Source organism: Ectobacillus polymachus (assembly GCF_048159605.1).
Classification (GTDB): Bacteria; Bacillota; Bacilli; order Bacillales; family Bacillaceae_G; genus Ectobacillus; species Ectobacillus polymachus.
In genome coordinates this window covers 554,731-576,805 of record NZ_JBLREB010000001.1, presented here as the reverse complement: position 1 = coordinate 576,805, position 22,075 = coordinate 554,731, and the positions used below count along the sequence as shown (strand labels likewise).

Sequence of the window (22,075 nt, the reverse complement as noted above, 5' to 3'; positions counted from 1 at the left end):
CTTTTTCTCTTGAAATCGTGTATGTAGTTATTCGAATTTGGCTATACCGTATGTAGGTTGCTTTCATTGGCGATTCTGCCAAAAGAAGGGTACACAAGTGGTGCTCTTCTTTTTTCTTTTGTATTCTAATATATAAGGGTCTCTTCCAGCAGCTTCATTCATACAATTTACTACCAATATTTATTGTTGAAAGCGTTTTAATACTTTCGGCAGCATATTACTAATATCACTTGCAAGCATGGATACTTTGGCGTAGTCATTTGCCCATTCATCTGCACATAAGCCGTGGATATACACAGCATTGGCAACGGCTTCCTGTTGGTGTTCGTACGTACATAAAAACGCTAGAAGTATACCAGTTAATGTATCACCAGTTCCTCCCTTTGCCAATCCAGAATTACCGGTTGTATTGATTACCCCTTTGCCATCAGGAAAAGCAATGACAGTATAAGTTCCTTTTAAAACAACTATCACACCGTGCTTTTTCGCATAGTCAGAGGCGAGAGAAAGACGATTTGCTTGGATATCAGCTACGCTAGTATCGGTTATTCTGCTAAATTCACCAGGATGCGGCGTTAGTACTGTCACATGGCTTCGCTTAGGATATTCCCGCTTCCAAAGTGCCCCTGCATCCAACACAACAGGCATTGGCATAGTAAAGAGCGTTTTAATCGCCTGTTCAGTTATATTTTGATCCTCGATACCTGGTCCGATTGCCGCACCACGGTAAGTATTAGCTATATCCCCTTTTGCAACTCTTTGTAACCCGTCTGTCATATATGTTGCTTCAGGTAACCTTGGCGTTAGTACACTTGCAGTAAATTTTGTTGTTCCTATGGTTAGCTTTCCAATGCCTGATCGCATCGCACCGAATGCAGCAAGCAGGGCACTACCTGGCATTTCGTCGCTTCCTGCTAATAACAGGCCTGTTCCATACGTACCCTTATGAGAAAATGGAGAGCGAATCGGCGTAGTCTGTTTTACATCCTCCTCCGTCCAAACTTTCCAAAGGCCGTTTTGAGGCAACCCAATGTCAAGACTTTTCCATTCTCCGTAATAAGCAGCGGAAGGCTCCAACAGTGCTGACGGCTTTAAGCCGTGCAAACAAAAGGTATAATGTGCTAAAAATGCCTCATTTGCATAACCAACATCCGCACTTATACCTGTAGGGATATCAATAGCGATGCGAAGAGTATGTTGTTCATTGGCCCATCTTATCACATTCATCAGTTGACCTTGTAAACCAGGACGAGAACCAATGCCAAGAAGAGCATCTACAATGACATCATACACCCGGTTTGTTGGCCATTCCACCACATCATAGCCGCTTGCCTCATAATAATGTAGATGAGCAAGTGCTGGTTCGGTCTTTGGTGTCCCCACGGGAAAACATAGCGACACCTGATATCCATTTATCTTCAAATATCTTGCAAGAACAATTCCATCTCCGCCGTTATTTCCTGTTCCGGCTAAAATACAAATCGTATGATTTTTATGTATTACCTTCACAATTTCTTCAAATAGTGAACGGCCTGCATTTTCCATCAATGTCTCTATAGATAATCCACGCTTTACTGAAAGCTGATCAATGTTTCGAATATCATCTTTAAAATAGACATACATTCCTTTCCCTCCTAGCTTTACCAAAAGTAAATTATCTCACCCTTACTAACCATAAAAACCCGAGCCAAAGTGGTTCGGGAAATGAAATACTTTCTTATACCGCAGTAGATCGTACTTTCAAATGGATTTAGGAAACAAACCGTCAGCTACAGAACCAACTGCTCCCTCTTCTATCCAATTTAGCTTTTTTAAATAGGAATCCGGTTCATTGCACATATCTGTCATCTCTTTGCGAAGGCGTTCCGTAAGCAGCTCTATTTCATTCCATTCCCAATGTGAAAATTTGGCTACGTGAAACAAATCATGATTTTCATTGTCGCAAATATACATAAGTAGTCTAATTTCATTAGCTCGTTGTACAACATGAAACGAAACAAAAACAAGCATACGCATAAAATAACCTGCTGGAACAAACACAAAGTTCTGTATTCTACCATCAAAGCATCCGAATGAGGGATCCCGTCGAAAATCAAGATTATACAATGCGTTAATCACCTGCTTAAACGGCTCATTTGGAACAATATCAATAAATTTTATCTCTTCCCTAACTCCTGAGCATAAACGAATACTATACATAATATGAGTACTAGAAATTGCTATGGCTTCCGGCAGCTGTTTTGAAAACACGATCGTTGTCTTCTCACCCTTACCAAGCTCAATGTTCTGCATGTCCAGAACATTGAGCAAAGACCTCGTATATTCTCTTCCTCTCATCGTAATAAGAGTCATCATTAGCTCAACACGTAGAAACTGAAGAGGCTCTGAACCGCCTGTCACTTGCAAATCACCGTGAATTACTTCCCCTTGCTTCCATACATCCTTTTCAAGAACAAACTTGATTCTCCCAGTCCCTATTCTCCAAGCTTGAAATAAACGTCGAAGCATACAATCCCCTACCTTACAACACTCATCATCATTCTATAAATTATAATAAAGTAAAATATCCTTACCCATACACATAGTATAATTGAGCCTCTACGAAAAGCAACCTAGGGCTTACTTTCATCGAAGCATACATTTTAATCATAAAAAAGATGCTAACAGCGTTAGCACCTTCTCTATCTTATTACAAACAAATAAAATACAATTGCAACTACAAAGCGATAATAAGCAAATGGTGTTAGCTTCAAACGTTGCAATAGGCGTAAGAAAGTTACAATAGCAAACATTGCCACAACAAATGCAGCAACGAAGCCTACTGCAAATAATGGAATATCTGCTGCAGTTAGAAAATGCCAGCTTTTCACTAAATCAAGACCTGTTGCAGCAATCATCATGGGTACTGCTAATATGAATGTAAATTCTGCTGATGCTTTGTGTGAAACACGAGACAAAATACCGCCACTGATAGTTGAACCTGAGCGCGAAAAACCAGGCCAAAGTGCTAAGCATTGAAACAAGCCAATCATAAATGCCTGCTTGTAAGTTACATCATCTAATGTTTTGGATGTGCTAGGATGTTTTTTCGCATATTGCTCTGCAACAATCATTAAAATACCGCCAAGAACTAAGCTAATTACCACTGGTCCCGTACCAAATAAAACCGATTTAATTTGATCACGGAATACTACTCCTACGATCCCTGCTGGAATCGCAGCAATAATAATATGTAGTAAGTTTAAGGATGGGCCACTTGTTTTACGACCAATACCAAAAAGAGACCATAGCCGCTTCCAATAGAGAACAACAACTGCTAAAATTGAGCCCAATTGAACAACAACCTCAAAGGTTTTAGCCTTGTCTCCTTCAAATCCAAGAAGATGACCTACAAGAATCATATGACCAGTTGAAGAAACAGGTAAAAATTCTGTTAATCCTTCTACAGTCCCAAGTATGAGACCTATTAACCATTCTGCCAAGATGGTTCCTCCTCTATGTATCTAATAGATGAAACGTCCCTCCGTACGGGTACTACCCTTAATTAGAGGGATAAAACCTCAGTTCATCCTTTTAATCATACAAGAATATTACAAAATTTTCATGGTTTTTTTGCCTTATTCTGTATATGAATATACTCTCTCATGCATTATTCCCATCCAAACACTACGGTGCAATATTAAATATTATTCGAAGTATTGTAAAATAATCCTTAATTAGGGTCATTCTTGTATGTTAGCAAACTTGGAAAACGCTTTACATATGGTATCATAAGAGTATGACAGAGCGTTGATACGAAGATAGGTGCTTAACTCAGATATGAAATACAGCATACTGTATTTGATTTGTTCATGCTAGAGTATATAGAACTATCTGTTTTTTCATAAAATAATCTTGAAAGGAAGATGCAATCATGTTAGATAAATTTATGGCAAAGCTAGGAAAAGGTGCAGCAGACGTGTACTTACAATTGCCCGAGGATACATTTCATCTAGGTGAAATTGTTAGCGGATCCGTCATCGTGAAGGGTGGAAAGGTAGAACAGCATATTAATAATATTAAGTTAGAATTGTACCGTGGATTTTCAAATCTAACAATGGGGGAACAACTGCTTATTTCTGCCGTACCTGTGGTCAAGGAAAGCTTTGTAATTGCACCGCATGAAACGAAAACTTTTCCTTTTACAATCACACTTCCAACTGAAATGGATTGGGATGATGAGCACGAATTTTATTTTGTTACGAATCTGGATATCGATGCTGGAAAAGACGATCATCAAAAGACCGTAATTACTCTTCTTCCTCCATCCATGTAAAAAGTAAAAACAACTGGTACATAAACGCTACATTTGTGATTAACTCTAGGGAGGTTGCCGTGTAGACAGCAACCTCTTTTTTAAATGAATTGCACTTTTTTGATTAAGAAGGGAAGTTTATGAAAGAAACTACTACTGAATTGCATAAGATACGAAAGTTTATTTCTTTATTTTTACCTATTTTCATTACCCAGCTTGCATTGTTTGCGATGACGTTTTTTGATACAACAATGTCTGGACACGCTAGCTCTGCAGATCTTGCAGGTGTAGCGATTGGCACCAGTATTTGGATGCCGATTAACACGGGGCTTACTGGTATTTTACTTGCAGTAACTCCTATTACTGCACAACTAACCGGTGCCAAAAAAGAAAAGAATGTAGCACCTTCTATTATGCAAGCAATCTATCTTGCTATAGTAATTGCCCTAATTGTGATTATCATTGGAATATTCACATTGCAACCTATTTTGAATCATATGAATCTTGAACCTAACGTTCGCCATGTCGCTAACGATTTTTTGCGTATGCTTTCATTCGGTATTATTCCATTATTTGTATATACAGTATTACGCTGTTTTATTGATGCCCTTGGAAAAACGAGAGTGTCCATGTTGATCACAATCTGTTCTTTACCTATCAATGTATTTCTTAATTATACCTTTATTTTCGGCCATTTTGGGATGCCTAGGCTAGGTGGTGTTGGTGCAGGGATTGCCTCAGCTGTGACCTATTGGTGCATTTTAGTTATCGCAATCGTTATTATTCATCACAGACGTCCTTTTTCTAGCTTTCGGATTTTTCATAAGCTGCACAAGCTTAACCTATTAGCTTGGAAAGAACAGCTGAAACTTGGTTTACCGATTGGCTTTGCTATTTTTTTTGAGACAAGTATTTTTGCTGCTGTAACCCTACTTATGAGTCGTTTTGACACAGCAACCATTGCCGCCCATCAAGCTGCGATGAATTTTGCTTCTATGCTGTATATGACACCTCTTAGTATTTCAATGGCTCTTACAATTGCTGTTGGCTTTGAAGTCGGTGCAGGGAGAATGCGAGATGCAAGAACCTATAGTTTCATCGGAATAAGCTGTGCCCTTTTATTTGCTCTCTTATATTCAGCCGTTATCTATATCTTTGATCAGCAAATAGCTTCAATTTATACAAGCGATGCCGTCGTACAAAATCTAGCCGGGCAATTTCTATTATTTGCGATCTTATTTCAATTTTCCGATGCAATCGCAACACCTGTTCAAGGGGCACTTCGCGGCTATAAAGACGTCAATGCTGCTCTCGTCATGACACTTGTAGCATATTGGGTTATCGGATTACCACTTGGATATTTTATTGCGAATTTTACCGAGTTAGCAGCAAAGGGCTACTGGATTGGCCTTATTACAGGGCTTGCTTTCGGCGCGATATTTTTACTCATGCGACTGCTATATGTGCAACGAAAACAACAGAAAGAAGCTGCAGCATAAGGCAGCTTCTTTTGGCATTTTATGAAACATACCGGTTCGCATAAGAAAGACTCCAACCATAATAAATATTTACAAATTTTCCATTAATAATGGATTATAATGTAAGAAAAGCCATCCTACTTGTTGTTCGTCATCTTATACGTCTGATACACATTATCTTGGTGTACCTTCTAGTTGTTCGAAATATCCTATTAACTGCTTACGTAACACAAACAAAGGGAGAAGGATGATCTGAATGTACAAAAATTTGCTGAGCATAGCTAAAATGAAGCTTAAAGATGGCGAAGGACTTGGGAAAATTATCTATGGTACCTATCATTACTATTTACAGCCACCTGGAGGACTTCGTAAAGGTATTCTTATTGCTACGACAAAGCGGATTCTGTTTGTAGGGGACTATTTCGGTGTAACCGTCGTGGAAAAATATTATTACGAAAATATACGCTCCATTACCTCTCATAAAAATCTTTTTGGTGTTCATTCAATTGTCTTTTTTCACAATGGCTCTCAAGAAATGATTACGGATATTGAAATTGGGAAAGCTGAGGACTTCGTCACCTATGTAAAGGAGAAGCTCCTACGTTTCGTATAGACGAATTTCATCATACTCTGTAGGATTTGATTCATCTACCTTCGTGTTCGGCACTCCTTTCTCTCTTATTTATTTTTATTAGACAAAACTTCATTTCATACAAAAAAACTTCGTACTTTTCATTTGTACGGAGTTTTTCAAATGGTTTCTTTTAAGTATGTGAAGAATCGACTCGTAAAATAGACAATATCAATCCGGGAAACAACTGATTTAAATCGTCAGTTCTAAGTGAGTACATGTGCTGTGTCCCTTCAATTCGCACTTGAATGACCCCTGCCTCTCGAAGTACACGAAAATGATGCGAAAGCGTAGATTTAGAAATATTCAAATGACAATAGGACGCACAATGCTGTTCCTTCTTTTCAGCAAGGCTCTGTACAATAAACAGTCGAATCGGATCGCTAAGTGCATGCAAAACTTTCGTTAGCTTAATGTTATCAATAGAGGGTTGAATTGGTGTTTTCATATTATTACTGTAACATAATCACTATGTAGCCGCAATAATCGGACAAATTCGTTGCAAAGATAAATCTGACGTGATATAGTTTCAATGTTCGATAATCATCGAACATTGGAAATGAATAATTGTTGAATGTCTTTAATTATTTACATACCAAACGTTCCAATGGAAACAGTATCATTGTACCGTGTGAGAAGCAACATATCCGCAAATGGGAAAGCGAATTTAATAGAAATAACTTTTCCTAACAATGAACGAATATACCCAACTCGAAAGGATGTTTAACCATGAATGAAGTTATGAAAACATTAACAAATCACCGTTCTATTCGCAGCTATACGAATGAACCTGTATCTGAAGAACAATTGAATCAAATTATCGCTGCGGCACAAGCTGCTCCATCTTCCATTAACGGGCAACAGATAACAATCATTAGTATCCAAGATCCTGAAAAGAAAGCAAAGGCAACTGAATATGTTGGCAACCAACCTTGGGTTGCACAAGCTCCAGTATTCCTTATATTCTGTGCAGATTTCTACCGTGCAAAAATTGCTGCAGAAAAAAATGGCCAACCACTAGGCATTACCGATGGCGTTGAATCTCTTCTTGTAGGTGCAACCGATGTTGGTCTTGCTATGGGGAATGCTATCGCTGCAGCAGAATCCATGGGTCTCGGCATTGTGCCTATTGGCGGCGTTCGAAAAGATCCACAAAAATTAATCGAACTTCTTGGTATTCCAGAATATGTATTCCCAGTTTGCGGTCTTGTAGTTGGACATCCTGCAGATCTTTCAGCAAAAAAACCACGTTTCATGTCGGAAGCTATTCATCATAGAGAAAGCTACAACAAAGAACAAAAGCCATTTGTCGACGCCTATGATGATACGATATCAGCATATATGAAGGAACGTACAGACGGAAAAGAAGATCGCACTTGGTCATCTGCAATTGCTGGATTCTACAAAGGGATTTACGCTCCAAATGTCCAGCCAACGATTTTAAAACAAGGCTTTAAGCTGAAATAATGGAATTGACCCCCTCCCCCATTTGCCATTTGGTAAGTGGGGGCTTCTTTATTTTCTTAGCACATTCCTATACTGGCCAATATCTTCGGACTTTTTATAGCCAATACCCAAAAAATAGTTATAAATACATATACTTAAAATACACTGTAATAGATGGATGTTTCCATCAAAATTTATAAAGGGGGGGTCACTATACTAAAGGAAAATTACCTAAAGATTGCTACGGTTTATTTCACAGTCGCCGTTTTGATTGGGCTGACAATGGGGATTATACATGACTTTAGTCTCTCCTCTGTCCATGCACATCTTAACTTGCTAGGTTGGGTTTCAATGGCGTTATTTGGTCTTATTTATCATTTTTATCCTAAAGCCGCAGAAACAAAGTTAGCTATCATTCAATTCTGGCTTCATAATATTGGAGTTCCCATTATGTTAGGTGCTATTGCTTTGGAAATCATAACAGGAAGTGTAGTATTCATTCCAATCGCAATTGTCGCATCCTGCGTCATTGTAATAGGCGTTATTTTATTTACTATAAATACGTTTAACAATATTGGTTCTTCATCTAGCAAATCTGAACGTGATATATCCGAATAAGTAATTGTTTTATGAAAATGACCAGCTATCATGCAACTGGTCATTTTTCTTATGGGAGGGAGACTTCTTTCGTAAATACGATAAGAAAACTAGCTATCCTATAGCAGGACTGCTAGTTTTCTTATGTTTCCTACTTTATATAAAGGAGCACATCCAGTTGCTCATCTACCTTATCTGATACTTAGTCAATACATGCTATAAGTTAGAAAACCGTTTTTTTATCTTTTTCTTCTTTTAATATTTCCACTGCCTCCCGGAATCGCTGAGAATGAATAATCTCTCTTTCTCTTAAAAACCGTAAACTATCGTTAATGTCTGGATCATCCGATAAATCAATTAACCATTGATACGTTGCACGGGCTTTTTCTTCTGCAGCAATATCTTCATATAAGTCTGCAATTGGATCGCCTTTTGCTTGAATAAAAGTTGCAGTAAACGGAAATCCCCCTGCATTTTCATAAAATAATGCTTGACTGTGATTTGCGTAATGACTACCGAGCCCCGCCTCTTTCAATTGATCAGGAGTAGCGTCTTTTGTTAGTTTGTATACCATTGTAGCAATCATCTCAAGATGAGCAAATTCCTCTGTTCCGATGTCTGTAAGAAGTCCAATTACTTTATCAGGTATTGTATAACGTTGATTTAAATAGCGGAGGGCGGCTGCCAATTCCCCGTCTGCTCCCCCGTACTGTTCAATTAAATACTTAGCAAGTTTAGGATTACACTTACTCACCTTCACCGGATATTGTAATTTTTTCTCATAAATCCACATTGTCTTTTCCTCCTATACTTGCCATGGCCAAGGACTCGTTCCCCACTTCCATTCCCCTTCTGATCTACCTCCATGTTGCAGTGGACCAAACTTTGATTCAAACGATTGCTTCATCTGTGATTGATACGTTGAAAAATGATTAAATTGCTGTAATGCATGCGCATCTTTTGGGTGAGTATCTAAATATAATGTTAGCTCTATTAGTACAAAATCTACGGCCTGAATGTCTGAAAGTAACGAGTAATATTCAGCTGGTAATGGTTCATGCATCACGATTCCCCCCTGCTTCGATATGGATTATCATAATAATCATAGAATGCAGGCCATAATGTTCCTTTTTTTAGCGCTTCCATTGGAGAAAATTGCGGCATGTTTTCAGGCTGAAAGCCAAGGTATAAATGTGGCGGTGTTGAATAATATTTCTTTCCAATTGACGGACATGGATCATTTGGAGAATGGTATGGGGTATAAACCTTCATATTTGAAGAACCGTTCATCTTATCCTGAGTACCTCCCTATACATCTATATACTGAATCGTTTCTCTTTATTGTATTCGTCATAAAAAAATGATATGAATCAGATAGCTTAAAAGATGAATGAAACAACGAATACGAGAATGGAAGACAAATGTAGGAGGCATACATGACTATTAGAAAAATTGAGACAAACGATGCAGAAAAATTCTTATCTATGTTAAAGCAACTAGATAACGAAACAACTTATATGATGTTTGAACCAGGAGAAAGGAAAACAACAATCGAAGAAATGAAGGCAACTATTAAAAAGATGCACGACTCAAATTCACTCCTATTAGTTGCAGAGGATAACAGAGACATAATCGGCTTTTTATCAGCAGAAAGAGGATTTACGAAAAGAATTAGACATAGTGCTTATATCGTAATAGGTATTTTGAACAAATATAGAGGAAGAAAAATAGGAGTTCAATTATTCAAAAAGTTGGAGAACTGGGCAAAGGAGCATCATGTTACAAGATTAGAACTAACCGTCATGACCCATAATGAAGGCGCAATTCGTTTATATGAAAAAATGGGGTTCAAAAAAGAAGGATTCAAAGAGAAATCCCTTATTGTTGATGGAAAATATGTAGATGAATACTATATGGGAAAAATTATAGAATCATAAGATCAAAAATAGAAGCACCTTTTTATGAAAACAAGAGTTGCTTCTATTTAGTCTATTAAACTTGGACAGATTTATGTCATCTTACTAGTAAGCTAGCGTTTTTTCGTACTTCTCCTCTATCTCCAATCCAATTTACCCTTATATCTCTGTCTTACACACAATCATAAACGGTTAATATGTCACATCTCTTTTCCTTGACATCGAACTATTCCGTCTATAAACTAATACTTAACAAAGTTAACTTATCACATGTGAACTTTCCTTTGGTGAATATTTCATTTGAGATAAAGGGAGAGGTGAAGTAAATTGGATGCCAAGAGTGAAGATCAAGCACAAGTTGTTCTTTCCTCTTTTTTTCGGATTCATCGACATTTCGGTAAATGGTTACATGCTACAATGGGAAACCACGATTTGAATGTACCACAATTTGTTATTTTACAATTTTTATCAAACGATAAGGTCGTACCGCAAAAAACAGTAGGTAGGAAGCTTATGTTTCCGCAGAGCACGCTTAGCTCAGCTGTAGATAAATTGGTTACACATGGGTTCGTAATACGCATTATTTCTGAAGAAAATCGTCGGGAAGTATCCCTCCAAATCACGGAGGCTGGAAAGCAGAAGATCAAAGATATCTATGAAGATCCAAATGGCATGCACAAAAAAGTACATGACATCTTACCGAAGCTTCCTAAGGAATCGATTGAAACCTTACTTAACCTTCACCAGCAATTCTATGAATTAATGCAAGATGAAACAACAGAGAACGGAGGCCAAGCTAGTGATTAAACTCTTTCGCAATTTAAAGCCATTTACTTGGATGATTTCAAGTGTACTCATATTTGTATTTATTCAAACGATGTCTGACTTATATCTACCAACATTGATGTCTGACATTATTAATACAGGTGTCGTCAAAGGTGATGTAAATTACATCCTAAAAATTGGCGGAATCATGCTGGGAATTGCTGCTGGTGGAGCATTTTTCTCAGTATTAGCAAGCTATCTGTCTTCAAAGATAGCAATGGGATTTGGTCGAAATTTACGGGAGAAAGTCTTTTCACATATAGAAGAGTTTTCTCTACAGGAATTCGACAATATAGGAACAGCTTCTTTAATTACACGCACAACGAATGACATTACGCAAGTCCAGCAAGTGTTAATCATGATGATGCGAATGGTCCTAAGTGCACCGATCATGTTCGTCGGCGGTATTATTATGGCAGTATCAAAGGATGCGAAGCTATCACTTGTCATTGTTGCCATTGCTCCTATTCTTGTACTAACCATTGTTGTAACAATGTATAAGGCTTTGCCTCTCTTTAAAATCGTACAAAAAAAGGTTGATAAATTAAACTTGATTCTTCGTGAAAATTTAATGGGTGTGCGCGTCATACGGTCCTTTAATCGGGAATCATATGAGCAATCAAGATTCGACGTGGCAAACCACGATTTAACCGGTGTTTCCATTCGCGTGAATAAGATTATGGCATTTATTATGCCTGTGATGATGTTGATTATGAATTTGACAACATTAGCTATTCTTTGGTTCGGCGGCCTTCGTATAGATAGTGGCAGCATGCAAATTGGTGATTTAATGGCATTTATTCAATATGTTGCACAAATTATGTTTGCCCTTATTATGGCATCTATCATGTTTGTTATGATTCCTCGTGCTTCTGCATCTGCAGATCGTATTAATGAGGTACTTGCTATGGAGCCTAGTATTGTCGATACGAAAGACATCGTTTCTACCGAGACAAGCAAAGGAGAAATTGAGTTTGATCATGTAACCTTTAGCTATCCAGGAGCTGAACAGCCCGCACTATCCGATATTACGTTTCATGCTAAGCCTGGACAAATAACGGCTATTATTGGCGGAACAGGTTCAGGAAAATCAACACTCGTAAACTTAATTCCTAGATTTTATGATATAGATGCTGGCTCGATTCGAATAAACGGCGCTGAAATTAAAGAAATGACGCAAGCTGATGTCCGTTCCAAAATCGGATTTGTTCCGCAAAAAGCTGTATTATTTTCGGGTACCGTAAACGAAAATATTCGCTACGGGAAAGAGGACGCAACGCCTGAAGAAATTAAGCACGCAGCTAAAATCGCCCAGGCCGCTGACTTTATTGAACAAATGAAGGAAGGCTACGAATCCAATATTACCCAAGGCGGGTCGAATCTCTCAGGTGGGCAAAAGCAGCGCTTATCTATTGCACGAGCCTTAGTTCGCAAACCTGATATTTATATTTTTGACGATAGCTTTTCCGCACTAGACTTTAAAACAGATGCGAAATTACGAGCTGCACTGAAAGAAGAAACAGTGAATGCCACTGTATTAATTGTTGCACAGCGGGTTAGCACCGTTTTACATGCAGATCAAATTATTGTACTTGATGGTGGAAAAATAGAAGATATCGGTACGCATACACAGTTATTAGAATCTTGCAAAGTGTATCGAGAAATTGTCGAGTCGCAATTATCAGAGGAGGAGATTGCATGAGCGAGACAAAAAAGCAATCACAGCAAGGGCGCGGATTTGGTCATGGTCCTGGCGGCGGCATGATGGTACAAGGTGCTAAGGTTAAAGATTTTAAAGGGACACTAAACCGTTTGCTGAAATATTTAAAGCCGCGTCGTTTTAAATTACTAGTTGTATTCCTGACTGCGATTCTTAGTACAATTTTCATGATTGTCGGTCCTAAACTAATGGGTAAGGTCACGACTAAGTTATTCGAAGGCATTATCCTAAAAATGAAAAGAATTCCAGGTGCCAAAGTTGACTTTGATTATATCGGGAATATTCTACTCCTACTCGTTGGACTTTATATACTGAGTGCATTATTTAGCTACTTACAGCAATATCTTATGTCGGATGTTGCACAAAAAACAGTCTATGATTTACGTCTTGAAGTCAATCAGAAGCTAGCAAAGCTCCCGCTGAAATACTATGACGAACATGCACATGGCGATACGTTAAGCCGCGTAACTAATGATATCGATATGATTGGGAGTACATTGCAGCAAAGTATTACCCAGTTTATTACATCATTTGTAACCATTATCGGAATTATTATTATGATGCTAACGATCAGTCCGATGCTTACTTTAATTAGTGTCGTGGTTGTTCTACTATCCGTTTTCGTGCTAGGACCAATCATGAAACGGTCGCAAAAATACTTTGCGAACCAGCAGCGATCTCTCGGTCAATTAAATGGGCATATCGAAGAAATGTATAATGGTCATCACATCATTAAAGCATTTGGACATGAAGAAAAAGCAAAAATGGAATTTAATGAAGTGAATGAGAAATTATATGAAGCTGGTTGGCGAGCACAATTTATTTCAGGCATAATTATGCCAATCATGTCATTTGTCAGCAATCTTGGCTACGTTGCGATTGCCGTAGTCGGTGGTATTTACGTGACAAAAGGATTTATTCAAATCGGTGATATTCAAGCGTTCATTCAATATTCAAAACAATTCTCTCAACCGATTGCACAAACAGCAAATATCGCAAACATTATTCAATCTACCATCGCTGCAGCTGAGCGTGTCTTTGAAGTACTCGATGAGACAGAAGAAGTTAAAGAAACTGCAAATCCTGTGAGCGTACCATTAGTAAAAGGTGAAGTACACTTTGAACATGTTAACTTCGGCTATAAGGCTGATGCCCTGCTATTTAACGATATCAATATTGAGGTAAAGCCTGGTCAAACGATAGCGATAGTAGGTCCAACGGGTGCAGGGAAAACGACGTTAATCAATCTACTTATGCGCTTTTATGAAATTAATAGTGGTTCGATACAAATTGATGGCATTGATACGAAGGCAATGTCGCGGGAAAGTCTCCGAAAGACATTTGGAATGGTGCTGCAAGATACATGGCTCTTTAATGGCACGATTAAGGATAATATTGCGTACGGTCATTTAAACGCGACAGATGAAGATGTAATCCGAGCAGCGAAAGCAGCACATGCAGATCAATTCATTCGAACACTACCAGATGGCTATAATACTGTATTAAATGAAGATGCATCTAATATTTCACAAGGACAACGGCAGCTGCTTACTATTGCCCGCGCTATCTTAGCAAATCCGCCAATCATGATTTTAGATGAAGCGACTAGCAGTGTAGATACAAGAACGGAAATCTATATTCAAAAAGCAATGAACACATTGATGCAAGGTCGCACAAGCTTTGTTATCGCACATCGTCTCTCTACCATCAAGGATGCAGATTTAATCCTAGTAATGAATAAAGGAACGATCATTGAACAAGGAACGCATCATGAATTGCTGGATCAAAACGGCTTTTATGCAGACTTGTACAATAGCCAGTTTTCCGAAGAAGCACCGGCCGTATAATGGAAAGAAGCTTAAGGGAGATGTCCTTAAGCTTCTTTTTTTGTTGCATCATCTGTGTTATTTTCAATTCCTTAAAAATCAAAATTGATCCGGATCTTTACCAAATCGTACGCCAGCTTCCAGTGCATCTATTTTTTTCATATCCTCTTCGGATAACGCAAAATCAAAAATCGTAAAATTTTCTTGGATTCTAGCTGCATGGACTGATTTTGGAATGGCAATGACTTCATTTTGATAATGCCATCGTAAAATAACCTGAGCTGGTGTTTTTCCATACTTATCCCCTATTTCGCGAAAAACAGGATGCTGCAGCGCATCTTTTCCGCGCAATATTGGACCCCATGCTTCCACTTGAATTCCTTTTTCTTTGCAGTATGTACGAAGTTCCCTTTGATTAAAAAGCGGATGCAACTCGACTTGATTGACCGCAGGAACATATTTTTCCCCTTCCAAATCGCGGAGATGATGAATATTAAAGTTACATACGCCAATTGCCTTCACTTTTCCTTGATCATACAAATGCTCCAGTGCACGCCACGTTTCCATATACTTCCCTTTCACCGCCCAGTGGATAAGATAAAGATCTAGATAATCCGTTTGGAGTTTAGTAAGAGATTCTTCAAATGCCTTAAGCGTGCTTTCATAGCCTTGATCAGTGTTCCAAACTTTTGTTGTTAGAAACAAATCTTCTCTCTTTACACCGCTTTCTTTAATAGCCGTTCCGACTCCCGTTTCATTCGCATAAAGCGAAGCCGTATCGATAAGACGGTACCCAATCCGAAGCGCTTCCTTTACCGCCTCAACCGTTTGATTTCCTTCTTCTATCTTATAAACGCCAAGTCCAAGTGCAGGCATAGAAAGTCCGTTGTTTAAAATAAAACTAGGTGCCTTTGACATAGGATGGTTCCTCCTTTTTTAAACTACCTCACATTTTAATCATAAATACATTTGTGTTTAAGTGGAATTTTTTGATATTTAGCTATCCTAAAGATTGTGTTATATCCAGCTTCTCACTAAATGTATGTACATATATATTACAACAGATGATTGTTCCATCAAAATTAAATGTAGTGTAGTGCTCGAAAAATTTCACACTGATTAACACACTGATTACTTTTAATAAATAATCCCTTAAAAACATATGTTGGATAACTAACGTGTCAAAACACTCTTATCCGAAGCCGATTCATCTCATAAATAAAAGCACAAGTGTTTTCAACTAATAATTATAGCTAAACTAAAGCAGGTGTATTCTTCTCCTACTTTTAGGATGAGCCCGGCCAACCCCTTTTCTTTGCCTTCTCTGATTTCTTTTCCCCCTTGTAGTAGGAGGTGAAAGTCACAATAAAATATAATAAAAAAGAACCATCTTACAAAATGATGTAAAATGGTCCCTTATGAAATGATTCATCTTTTTAGTTTCTATCCATTCATATTGTTTTTTTTCGACCAAGCAGATATAAACCTGCTCCAGCGACTAGTAGACCAATCACCACTCCATTATACATAGGTGATGCCGTATCAGGGAGTTTCTTTTCTTGTCCATTGTCAATCAAGTTATCAGTTTGCTTCACTACCGTTCCTGTTTCATGTGTTTCATGTGTTTCATCTGTTCCTTGCGTTCCTCCTGTTCCGCTTGTTCCTCCTGTTCCGCTTGTTCCTCCTGTTCCGCTTGTTCCTTCTGTCCCGCCTGTTCCTTCTGCCCCGCCTGTTCCAGGATCTGTTACAACATCATCTTTTCCTTTTGTAAATGTCCAAATATCAGAAATTGATTTTCCTGTAAAAGCATCTGTTGCTATTGCATACCATGAATATACATTATTTTCTTTTAATCCATTCCATTTCACTTCTGCATAATCACCACTCTTTACTTGCTTCACAGTTCCAATTTCAGTATCTGTATAAACATTTACAGCAAAGTAATCTGTGGAAACTCTCTTTTCCTGAGGCTGTAAATTTACATCCATCGTAAATTCATCTTTTCCAGGGTATTGATCCGTATTATAGTAATTATAATCATTCATGTACGGAGAGAATGTATTAACCATAATTTTGTTGCTGTCTTTATTAATGTGAAGTAGACGTATATATCCTTGTCCACCCTCTGGACCTGCCTGATAATCGGCAAGAATTTGATATACTTTACGATCTGGTGTTCCATCACCGTTGTCATCAACTTCATCCACTAATGTTTGACTTTCATGATAGTGACCGCTTAATGCTGCAATAACGTTAGGATTCTTCAATACAACCTGATTATATATTTTTTCTGCAATTGGGCTTCTTGTACCTGAAGCAAGCAAATATTCATGGAAGCTTAAGATAGCCTTTCGATCTGGATGCTGAGCAAGGACCTCATTTATCCATGCAATACCCTCATCATCAACACCCCAACCCATATATACCATAATATAGTCATTCCCACCTGCAGAAATTAAGTCATAATGACCACGGTTATTTTTGTATGATTCCCCGTAGTATGGTTTATTTTGAAAGCGATCTGTACCGTAATTTTTATAGAACTCTGTATAATCTTCTGACTTATGACCAACATCGTGATTTCCTGCAAGAACACCGTATGGAACGTTTGCATCATCTAATAGTTTCATAGAACGATTTGCTGCATCCCATTGATACTGTTTACTTGAATCATCTACTATATCTCCTGTATGGAACACATACTTGATCTTATATTTATCTGTATTGTCTACAATCCACTTCGTTATTGAATCATAGATATATGGATAGCTTGCAGCATAATACTGTGTATCAGACATCCAAACAAATGTGTAATCATAATTTTCAGGCGAAACAGGAATTTCATCCTGCACCATTATGTTTATCTTATGATCTTTAGCAAATTCTTTAACATTTACATTTCCCTTTAAAGTAAAGTCTTCTTTACCGGCTATTTGATACTTTAAAGCTACCCATTTGTTTTGAACATAACTCCATGCATACATTGTTACCTTTCGACCTTCAAATGAATTTCCTGCCCACTCGAGTTCAACCGTATCACTCTCATCCACAGAAGGATCCAATGTAACATCGAATCGATGATACGGGAATTGTGTAGTAGAATCTGTCGTTACGTACTTTCCATCTTTCGCTGAAATAAGAGAAAGATCATTTCCTGTTAAAAGCTGTTCTCCCGCTGGAATCATCGTTTGAGGAGGCTCAATCTCAGCAGAATTTTGATAGGATTTTACGTTTGTACTTTCTGGTTTATATTGGTACGCCTGATAAAACGATACATCTAACATATCATTTGTTGGATCGATTACCTTTACTCGTAACGTTGCTGCACCATCCACTGTTCCCGTCACTATATCAGAGAGTGGTTTTATAGGATTTTCATCCATAGTAGAAAATGGAACATCTTTCTCAACTACATTTCCAACTTTATCAGTAGCTTTAATATGCAATGTATGTGTACCCACAGCAAGCGCTGATGATGACGTATTGTAAGGTGTAAATATTCGTTTTCCATCAAGTGTTACCTCGGTTGTATCTACTCCAGCAATTGCGTCCGAAATTGTCGTATCGATCACAAATGCACCCTTATATTGTTTTCCCTGTTCAATCGTAGTTGAAATAACTGGAGCTGTATTATCAATAATTACTGGTATTTTCTTTTCTTCATTTGTATCTTTCACGGTAATGATATGATTTCCATCTGCTATAGCTGTAGTATCCCATTTGTATGCTTTAGAAGCGGCATATGGTTCTAATATATTAAAGTGGAAGTCTACAAAAGGGTTGTTGTCTGTCATTGCAATTACTTTTTCTAGATTATTATAGCTTGGATCTGTAACAATTGTTCCATCTCCTAATACTAAGCGGACATTACGAAGATTGTAATCGTCTCGGTTTTCAGGTGACAATAAATCAAACGGAGATGCTTTGTTACCCGAACGAATCGTCAGAACATTATCACCTACTTTTAAACGGTTTGGATCAATTGGTACTGTAATGGTTTGCCAATCTAACATCCAATCATCAAAAATATGAAGTACTTCATCTCCCATAGTTACTCCGTTTTTAAAGAAGGTATCTACATTACTAACCTCAAATGCAAGATAAGCAGTATTTTCTAAGGCATTGTACGTTCCTTGTGTAATTTCATTATTATCAATTGCTACATGAACATCATCTGCCTTATCGTCTGCAGATGTTCCCTTTAAAATTTTCTGTCCGCTTATGATTTCGTTTTCTTTTACATTTAAACGAAGGCTATCCATATTGCGATCATTTGTCACTTTCACCTTGTATGTATCACTTTTTACTTCATTTATTCCATCAGAAACAGTAAAGTAATACTCTACAAAATCCTTTGCAATGAATTCAGGTGAATAAATCGTATAAGGATACAAAGTAGTGTTATAGTCTTGTGGTAGAATTGCACTTTTATATTTACTATCCGTATTTGTTTTATAAAAAACTTTGACTGTTCTTACAAGTTTGTCATCTTTCGCATCAATAAATATTTTAATATTATCTGTTTCTTTTACTTCTGTCTGCGTAGTTACGTTTTCAAATGTTGGCTTCGTATCATCTTCTTCAACATACACAGGTTGTGGAGGAACTTGAGATGCTTCTACACGTCCAGGAGTTGCATTTTCTACCCCAGCGCTTATCTTTGATGAAACTCTAGAACCATCAATCGGATACTTATAAAAGATTCCTTTATTAGGCTGAGTATCATCGACCCCATCTTTGTCATTATAATAAGATACTGAAATCTCTCTTTTCGTATTGTCAGCAACGACAAGGCCTCGTGGACTTCCATTTGCCATTCCATTACTGTAGACACGCACAATGTCTTTATCCTCAATAAGATTTGTACCGTAATTTTTGTTAAAATCCGCTACAGTTTTTTCTCGATTTGCATCATTAATAATCCAGAAAACAAGCGTACCTTGAGCCTTAATAATAATATCATCAGGGACAGACGGCCAAACAATATCTGACGATGTATCCTTTCCGTACCGATATTGCAGCTTGTAATCTTTAAAGTTAACATCTTTATTGGTATTGTTATAGATTTCAACAAACTCGTATCCATCCATATCTCCTACATTCGTGCTATCTGGGACAATTTCCGTCACTAGAAATATAGGTACTTTATTAAAATCAACATCTGGTTTCGTCACTGCAATTTTGTATTCGGATGTTTTTGCAACGTTTACACCATCAGAGGCCTCAATATAGTAATGAATAGTGGACTCTGATTTAGGTGAAGGGATTTCAGCTGTATATTTACCTGTTTCTTGTGCATTAGCATTCATTGGAAGTGAAATATAGTTTGAATCATTGTCATTCTTATAATATAAATTTACGCTATTAACCGCCTTATCGTCTGTAACTTTTGCTTCTATATTTATAGTTGAATTTACATAGGCATTAGTAATTTCGGAATGCTCAATAACAGGTTTATCAAGATCTGGTGTTACATCAGAAAGCATAACTGGTGTATTGGGGACTTGATTGGCTTCTATACTGCCAGGAGTTGGATCAGCAAGTACCTTTAGCTTGTCCATGGTAGTTCCTGACTTTGGATAGCTATATTGGACAACCTTTCCATTATTATCTGTTTCTAAATCAAGGTAGCTTGCGGAAATCACTTCTTTACTTTTCTTGTCTTTTAAAACAAGCGCACGATTTCCTCCATTAGAAAATCCAGGAAACACATCTTTAAATTCTACTACTTGATTAGATGATAAAGAAGTTCCAAACTGACTATTAAAATCGGCTAATGATTTATTTCCATTATTAAACCAAAAAACAAGATTTTCCTGCGATTGTATCGTTACAGTTGGAACTTGGAATGTCTTTTCCACCCCAGTGTCCGTATAACGATATACAAACGTATAATTATTTAGTTGCAATGGTTGATTGGTGTTATTATACAATTCAAAATACTCATAGTAATCCGTACCTGTTCCTTTTGAATTAGGAGAAAGTTCCGTTACGAGCAGTTGTGGATAACTGTTGAAATCTTCCACTACTGATGCACTCACCTTTACTTGGAACAAATCATTGTTTGGAAGTACAACGCGATTATTTTTATCTGTTACCTGAATTGAATATTGTAAGGTTCCTTCTACTAGTTCATTTGCTGGAATGACCGCCTCATAAATACCGTTTACTTTATTCATTTGCATGGTATGAGAAGGAGCATCTGACTTCGTTTTGTAAGAAAGAGTTGCTTTTACATTCGTTTCATCCGAAATTGTAGCGCTAATTTTCAAATCCTTGGCAGTAGTTGTTGATTTTATTGGTGTATGATTTATAACAGGTACTGAGTTTACTGGTAATTTCACGGTTTCTGTTGGAATCTGTGTTACATCAATTGTTCCTGGTGTTGGAGTAGCCTTTTGATGAAACTTGGTCATCTCAGTACCACTATCCGGGTATTTGTACTCGGCAGCCATACCACTAGAAATGTCATCTAGGGTATAGTTTGCTACAGCAATGTCTTTCCCTCTATCACTTATAACAATACTTCGATTACCATTATTGTATAGACCAATTGCATTCGTTGACTGAACGACTTGATCTTCCGTCAAATTCACTCCGTAATGTGCATTGAAATCAGCTAACTTCTTATTTGATAAGTTTATCCACATTACACTCGTTTTTTTCGGTCCTATTGTTGCTGGCTTAAACTGTATAGGCTGGTCCGCTTTACCACTTCCGTCTGTATAACGAATAGCAAAAGAATAATAGTCTAATACCAGTGGCTTGTCGGAATTATTATATACCTCAAAATACTCATATTCATCTGTTCCTGCATTATCCGGCATAATCTCCGTAATAAGCAATTCTGGTAAATTACTAAAATTATTGGTTTGTGCTTGAACAAAAGGCATTGAAACATACGATCCTAAACTTGTAAGGACTGTAGATAAAACAAAAATCCCTAATACGACTGCTCTTAATTTAGTGTTTTTCATGAAATCCTCCAAATTCTTAATAGTTATTACAACAACACCAAATTATACATGCCTAATATTAACTTTTTATGGATTCTTATGGGTCTTTTGTAAAATTATGAGATTCATAATTTACAATCTTACTTTAATCAATAATTAATCCAACTATTATGAAATATTTTGCTTTTAAAAATCTCAATATGTCTCCTTACCCTCGTTTTTGATTTACACATTCTTTCCACTTGCTTTATCACACAGGAGCAATCCGTCCCACTAGCAATAACTCGGCACAAGCCTTCCTTATTTACGGCGAAATATGCCGATTTTCTGGCACATCTGCTAGTTATCTAGCTATTAACCTCTCCTTGTAAGCGTTTTAGAAATTG

18 protein-coding genes are annotated in these 22,075 nt (G+C 37.5%); 9 read left to right on the top strand and 9 right to left on the bottom strand.

The window, feature by feature from the left end; genetic code table 11:
• Positions 1-180 precede the first annotated feature (180 nt).
• The 3 genes from ACM5BR_RS02860 to bacA form a co-directional block, all read right to left on the bottom strand.
• Complete coding sequence (locus tag ACM5BR_RS02860; protein ID WP_416825691.1) at positions 181-1,623, bottom strand: NAD(P)H-hydrate dehydratase; 1,443 nt, start codon at positions 1,621-1,623, stop codon at positions 181-183.
• 117 nt (positions 1,624-1,740) lie between these two features.
• A complete protein-coding gene (locus ACM5BR_RS02855; RefSeq protein WP_416825689.1) occupies positions 1,741-2,508 on the bottom strand; it encodes a sporulation protein in 768 nt (255 codons plus the stop codon).
• Between the two features lie 173 nt (positions 2,509-2,681).
• Complete coding sequence (bacA, locus tag ACM5BR_RS02850; protein ID WP_416825687.1) at positions 2,682-3,482, bottom strand: undecaprenyl-diphosphate phosphatase; 801 nt, start codon at positions 3,480-3,482, stop codon at positions 2,682-2,684.
• A gap of 431 nt (positions 3,483-3,913) precedes the next feature.
• Here bacA and ACM5BR_RS02845 point away from each other — a divergent pair, with 431 nt between their 5' ends.
• The 3 genes from ACM5BR_RS02845 to ACM5BR_RS02835 all read left to right on the top strand — a co-directional run bounded on the left by ACM5BR_RS02845 (position 3,914) and on the right by ACM5BR_RS02835 (position 6,385).
• Positions 3,914-4,315, top strand: a complete 402-nt coding sequence (locus ACM5BR_RS02845) for a sporulation protein (RefSeq protein WP_416825685.1) — start codon at positions 3,914-3,916, stop codon at positions 4,313-4,315.
• A gap of 119 nt (positions 4,316-4,434) precedes the next feature.
• Entirely contained in the window at positions 4,435-5,793 is a 1,359-nt protein-coding gene (locus ACM5BR_RS02840) for an MATE family efflux transporter (RefSeq protein WP_416825683.1), read from the top strand.
• A 235-nt stretch (positions 5,794-6,028) separates the two neighbouring features.
• A complete protein-coding gene (locus tag ACM5BR_RS02835) occupies positions 6,029-6,385 on the top strand; it encodes a PH domain-containing protein (protein ID WP_416825681.1) in 357 nt (118 codons plus the stop codon).
• Positions 6,386-6,536: 151 nt separating this feature from the next.
• Here ACM5BR_RS02835 and ACM5BR_RS02830 read toward each other — a convergent pair whose 3' ends face one another.
• Positions 6,537-6,851 carry an ArsR/SmtB family transcription factor gene (locus tag ACM5BR_RS02830; RefSeq protein WP_416825680.1) on the bottom strand — a complete coding sequence of 105 codons (315 nt, stop codon included), beginning with the start codon at positions 6,849-6,851 and terminating at the stop codon, positions 6,537-6,539.
• 281 nt (positions 6,852-7,132) lie between these two features.
• Between ACM5BR_RS02830 and ACM5BR_RS02825 the strand changes: the two genes are divergently transcribed.
• Both ACM5BR_RS02825 and ACM5BR_RS02820 read left to right on the top strand, forming a co-directional pair.
• On the top strand, positions 7,133-7,870 hold the full coding sequence (locus tag ACM5BR_RS02825; RefSeq protein ID WP_416825679.1) for an NADPH-dependent oxidoreductase: 738 nt from the start codon (positions 7,133-7,135) through the stop codon (positions 7,868-7,870).
• A 330-nt stretch (positions 7,871-8,200) separates the two neighbouring features.
• Positions 8,201-8,467, top strand: coding sequence for a hypothetical protein (locus ACM5BR_RS02820; RefSeq protein WP_416825677.1), 267 nt, complete (start codon positions 8,201-8,203; stop codon positions 8,465-8,467).
• Positions 8,468-8,669: 202 nt separating this feature from the next.
• Here ACM5BR_RS02820 and ACM5BR_RS02815 read toward each other — a convergent pair whose 3' ends face one another.
• The 3 genes from ACM5BR_RS02815 to ACM5BR_RS02805 are packed head-to-tail and all read right to left on the bottom strand — an operon-like array spanning position 8,670 to position 9,718.
• On the bottom strand, positions 8,670-9,239 hold the full coding sequence (locus tag ACM5BR_RS02815; RefSeq protein WP_416825675.1) for a manganese catalase family protein: 570 nt from the start codon (positions 9,237-9,239) through the stop codon (positions 8,670-8,672).
• Positions 9,240-9,251: 12 nt separating this feature from the next.
• Complete coding sequence (locus ACM5BR_RS02810; protein WP_416825674.1) at positions 9,252-9,509, bottom strand: spore coat protein CotJB; 258 nt, start codon at positions 9,507-9,509, stop codon at positions 9,252-9,254.
• Positions 9,509-9,718, bottom strand: a complete 210-nt coding sequence (locus ACM5BR_RS02805) for a spore coat associated protein CotJA (protein ID WP_416827818.1) — start codon at positions 9,716-9,718, stop codon at positions 9,509-9,511. Before ACM5BR_RS02805 ends, ACM5BR_RS02810 begins: the two co-directional genes overlap by 1 nt.
• A 164-nt stretch (positions 9,719-9,882) precedes the next feature.
• On the opposite strand from ACM5BR_RS02805, the gene ACM5BR_RS02800 reads away from it, so the two are divergent.
• From ACM5BR_RS02800 to ACM5BR_RS02785, 4 genes are all read left to right on the top strand, one after another.
• Entirely contained in the window at positions 9,883-10,383 is a 501-nt protein-coding gene (locus ACM5BR_RS02800) for a GNAT family N-acetyltransferase (RefSeq protein WP_416825672.1), read from the top strand.
• A gap of 306 nt (positions 10,384-10,689) precedes the next feature.
• Positions 10,690-11,169: a MarR family winged helix-turn-helix transcriptional regulator gene (locus ACM5BR_RS02795; protein ID WP_416825670.1), complete on the top strand. Its 480-nt coding sequence runs from the start codon at positions 10,690-10,692 to the stop codon at positions 11,167-11,169.
• Complete coding sequence (locus ACM5BR_RS02790; RefSeq protein ID WP_416825668.1) at positions 11,162-12,889, top strand: ABC transporter ATP-binding protein; 1,728 nt, start codon at positions 11,162-11,164, stop codon at positions 12,887-12,889. The genes ACM5BR_RS02795 and ACM5BR_RS02790 overlap by 8 nt, the downstream gene beginning before the upstream one ends.
• Complete coding sequence (locus tag ACM5BR_RS02785; RefSeq protein WP_416825667.1) at positions 12,886-14,754, top strand: ABC transporter ATP-binding protein; 1,869 nt, start codon at positions 12,886-12,888, stop codon at positions 14,752-14,754. Before ACM5BR_RS02790 ends, ACM5BR_RS02785 begins: the two co-directional genes overlap by 4 nt.
• A gap of 78 nt (positions 14,755-14,832) precedes the next feature.
• Here ACM5BR_RS02785 and ACM5BR_RS02780 read toward each other — a convergent pair whose 3' ends face one another.
• Complete coding sequence (locus tag ACM5BR_RS02780) at positions 14,833-15,651, bottom strand: aldo/keto reductase (RefSeq protein WP_416825665.1); 819 nt, start codon at positions 15,649-15,651, stop codon at positions 14,833-14,835.
• A 533-nt stretch (positions 15,652-16,184) separates the two neighbouring features.
• Complete coding sequence (locus ACM5BR_RS02775; RefSeq protein ID WP_416825664.1) at positions 16,185-21,710, bottom strand: lamin tail domain-containing protein; 5,526 nt, start codon at positions 21,708-21,710, stop codon at positions 16,185-16,187.
• Between the last annotated feature and the right edge of the window lie 365 nt (positions 21,711-22,075).

What these genes read in the sequence shown, in the direction of transcription:
- ACM5BR_RS02860 (WP_416825691.1), bottom strand. Translation starts at nt 1,623, where the DNA reads ATGTATGTCTATTTTAAAGATGATATTCGAAACATTGATCAGCTTTCA.
- ACM5BR_RS02855 (WP_416825689.1), bottom strand. Translation starts at nt 2,508, where the DNA reads ATGCTTCGACGTTTATTTCAAGCTTGGAGAATAGGGACTGGGAGAATC.
- ACM5BR_RS02845 (WP_416825685.1), top strand. Translation starts at nt 3,914, where the DNA reads ATGTTAGATAAATTTATGGCAAAGCTAGGAAAAGGTGCAGCAGACGTG.
- ACM5BR_RS02840 (WP_416825683.1), top strand. Translation starts at nt 4,435, where the DNA reads ATGAAAGAAACTACTACTGAATTGCATAAGATACGAAAGTTTATTTCT.
- ACM5BR_RS02835 (WP_416825681.1), top strand. Translation starts at nt 6,029, where the DNA reads ATGTACAAAAATTTGCTGAGCATAGCTAAAATGAAGCTTAAAGATGGC.
- ACM5BR_RS02830 (WP_416825680.1), bottom strand. Translation starts at nt 6,851, where the DNA reads ATGAAAACACCAATTCAACCCTCTATTGATAACATTAAGCTAACGAAA.
- ACM5BR_RS02825 (WP_416825679.1), top strand. Translation starts at nt 7,133, where the DNA reads ATGAATGAAGTTATGAAAACATTAACAAATCACCGTTCTATTCGCAGC.
- ACM5BR_RS02820 (WP_416825677.1), top strand. Translation starts at nt 8,201, where the DNA reads ATGGCGTTATTTGGTCTTATTTATCATTTTTATCCTAAAGCCGCAGAA.
- ACM5BR_RS02815 (WP_416825675.1), bottom strand. Translation starts at nt 9,239, where the DNA reads ATGTGGATTTATGAGAAAAAATTACAATATCCGGTGAAGGTGAGTAAG.
- ACM5BR_RS02810 (WP_416825674.1), bottom strand. Translation starts at nt 9,509, where the DNA reads ATGCATGAACCATTACCAGCTGAATATTACTCGTTACTTTCAGACATT.
- ACM5BR_RS02805 (WP_416827818.1), bottom strand. Translation starts at nt 9,718, where the DNA reads ATGAAGGTTTATACCCCATACCATTCTCCAAATGATCCATGTCCGTCA.
- ACM5BR_RS02800 (WP_416825672.1), top strand. Translation starts at nt 9,883, where the DNA reads ATGACTATTAGAAAAATTGAGACAAACGATGCAGAAAAATTCTTATCT.
- ACM5BR_RS02785 (WP_416825667.1), top strand. Translation starts at nt 12,886, where the DNA reads ATGAGCGAGACAAAAAAGCAATCACAGCAAGGGCGCGGATTTGGTCAT.
- ACM5BR_RS02780 (WP_416825665.1), bottom strand. Translation starts at nt 15,651, where the DNA reads ATGTCAAAGGCACCTAGTTTTATTTTAAACAACGGACTTTCTATGCCT.
- ACM5BR_RS02775 (WP_416825664.1), bottom strand. Translation starts at nt 21,710, where the DNA reads ATGAAAAACACTAAATTAAGAGCAGTCGTATTAGGGATTTTTGTTTTA.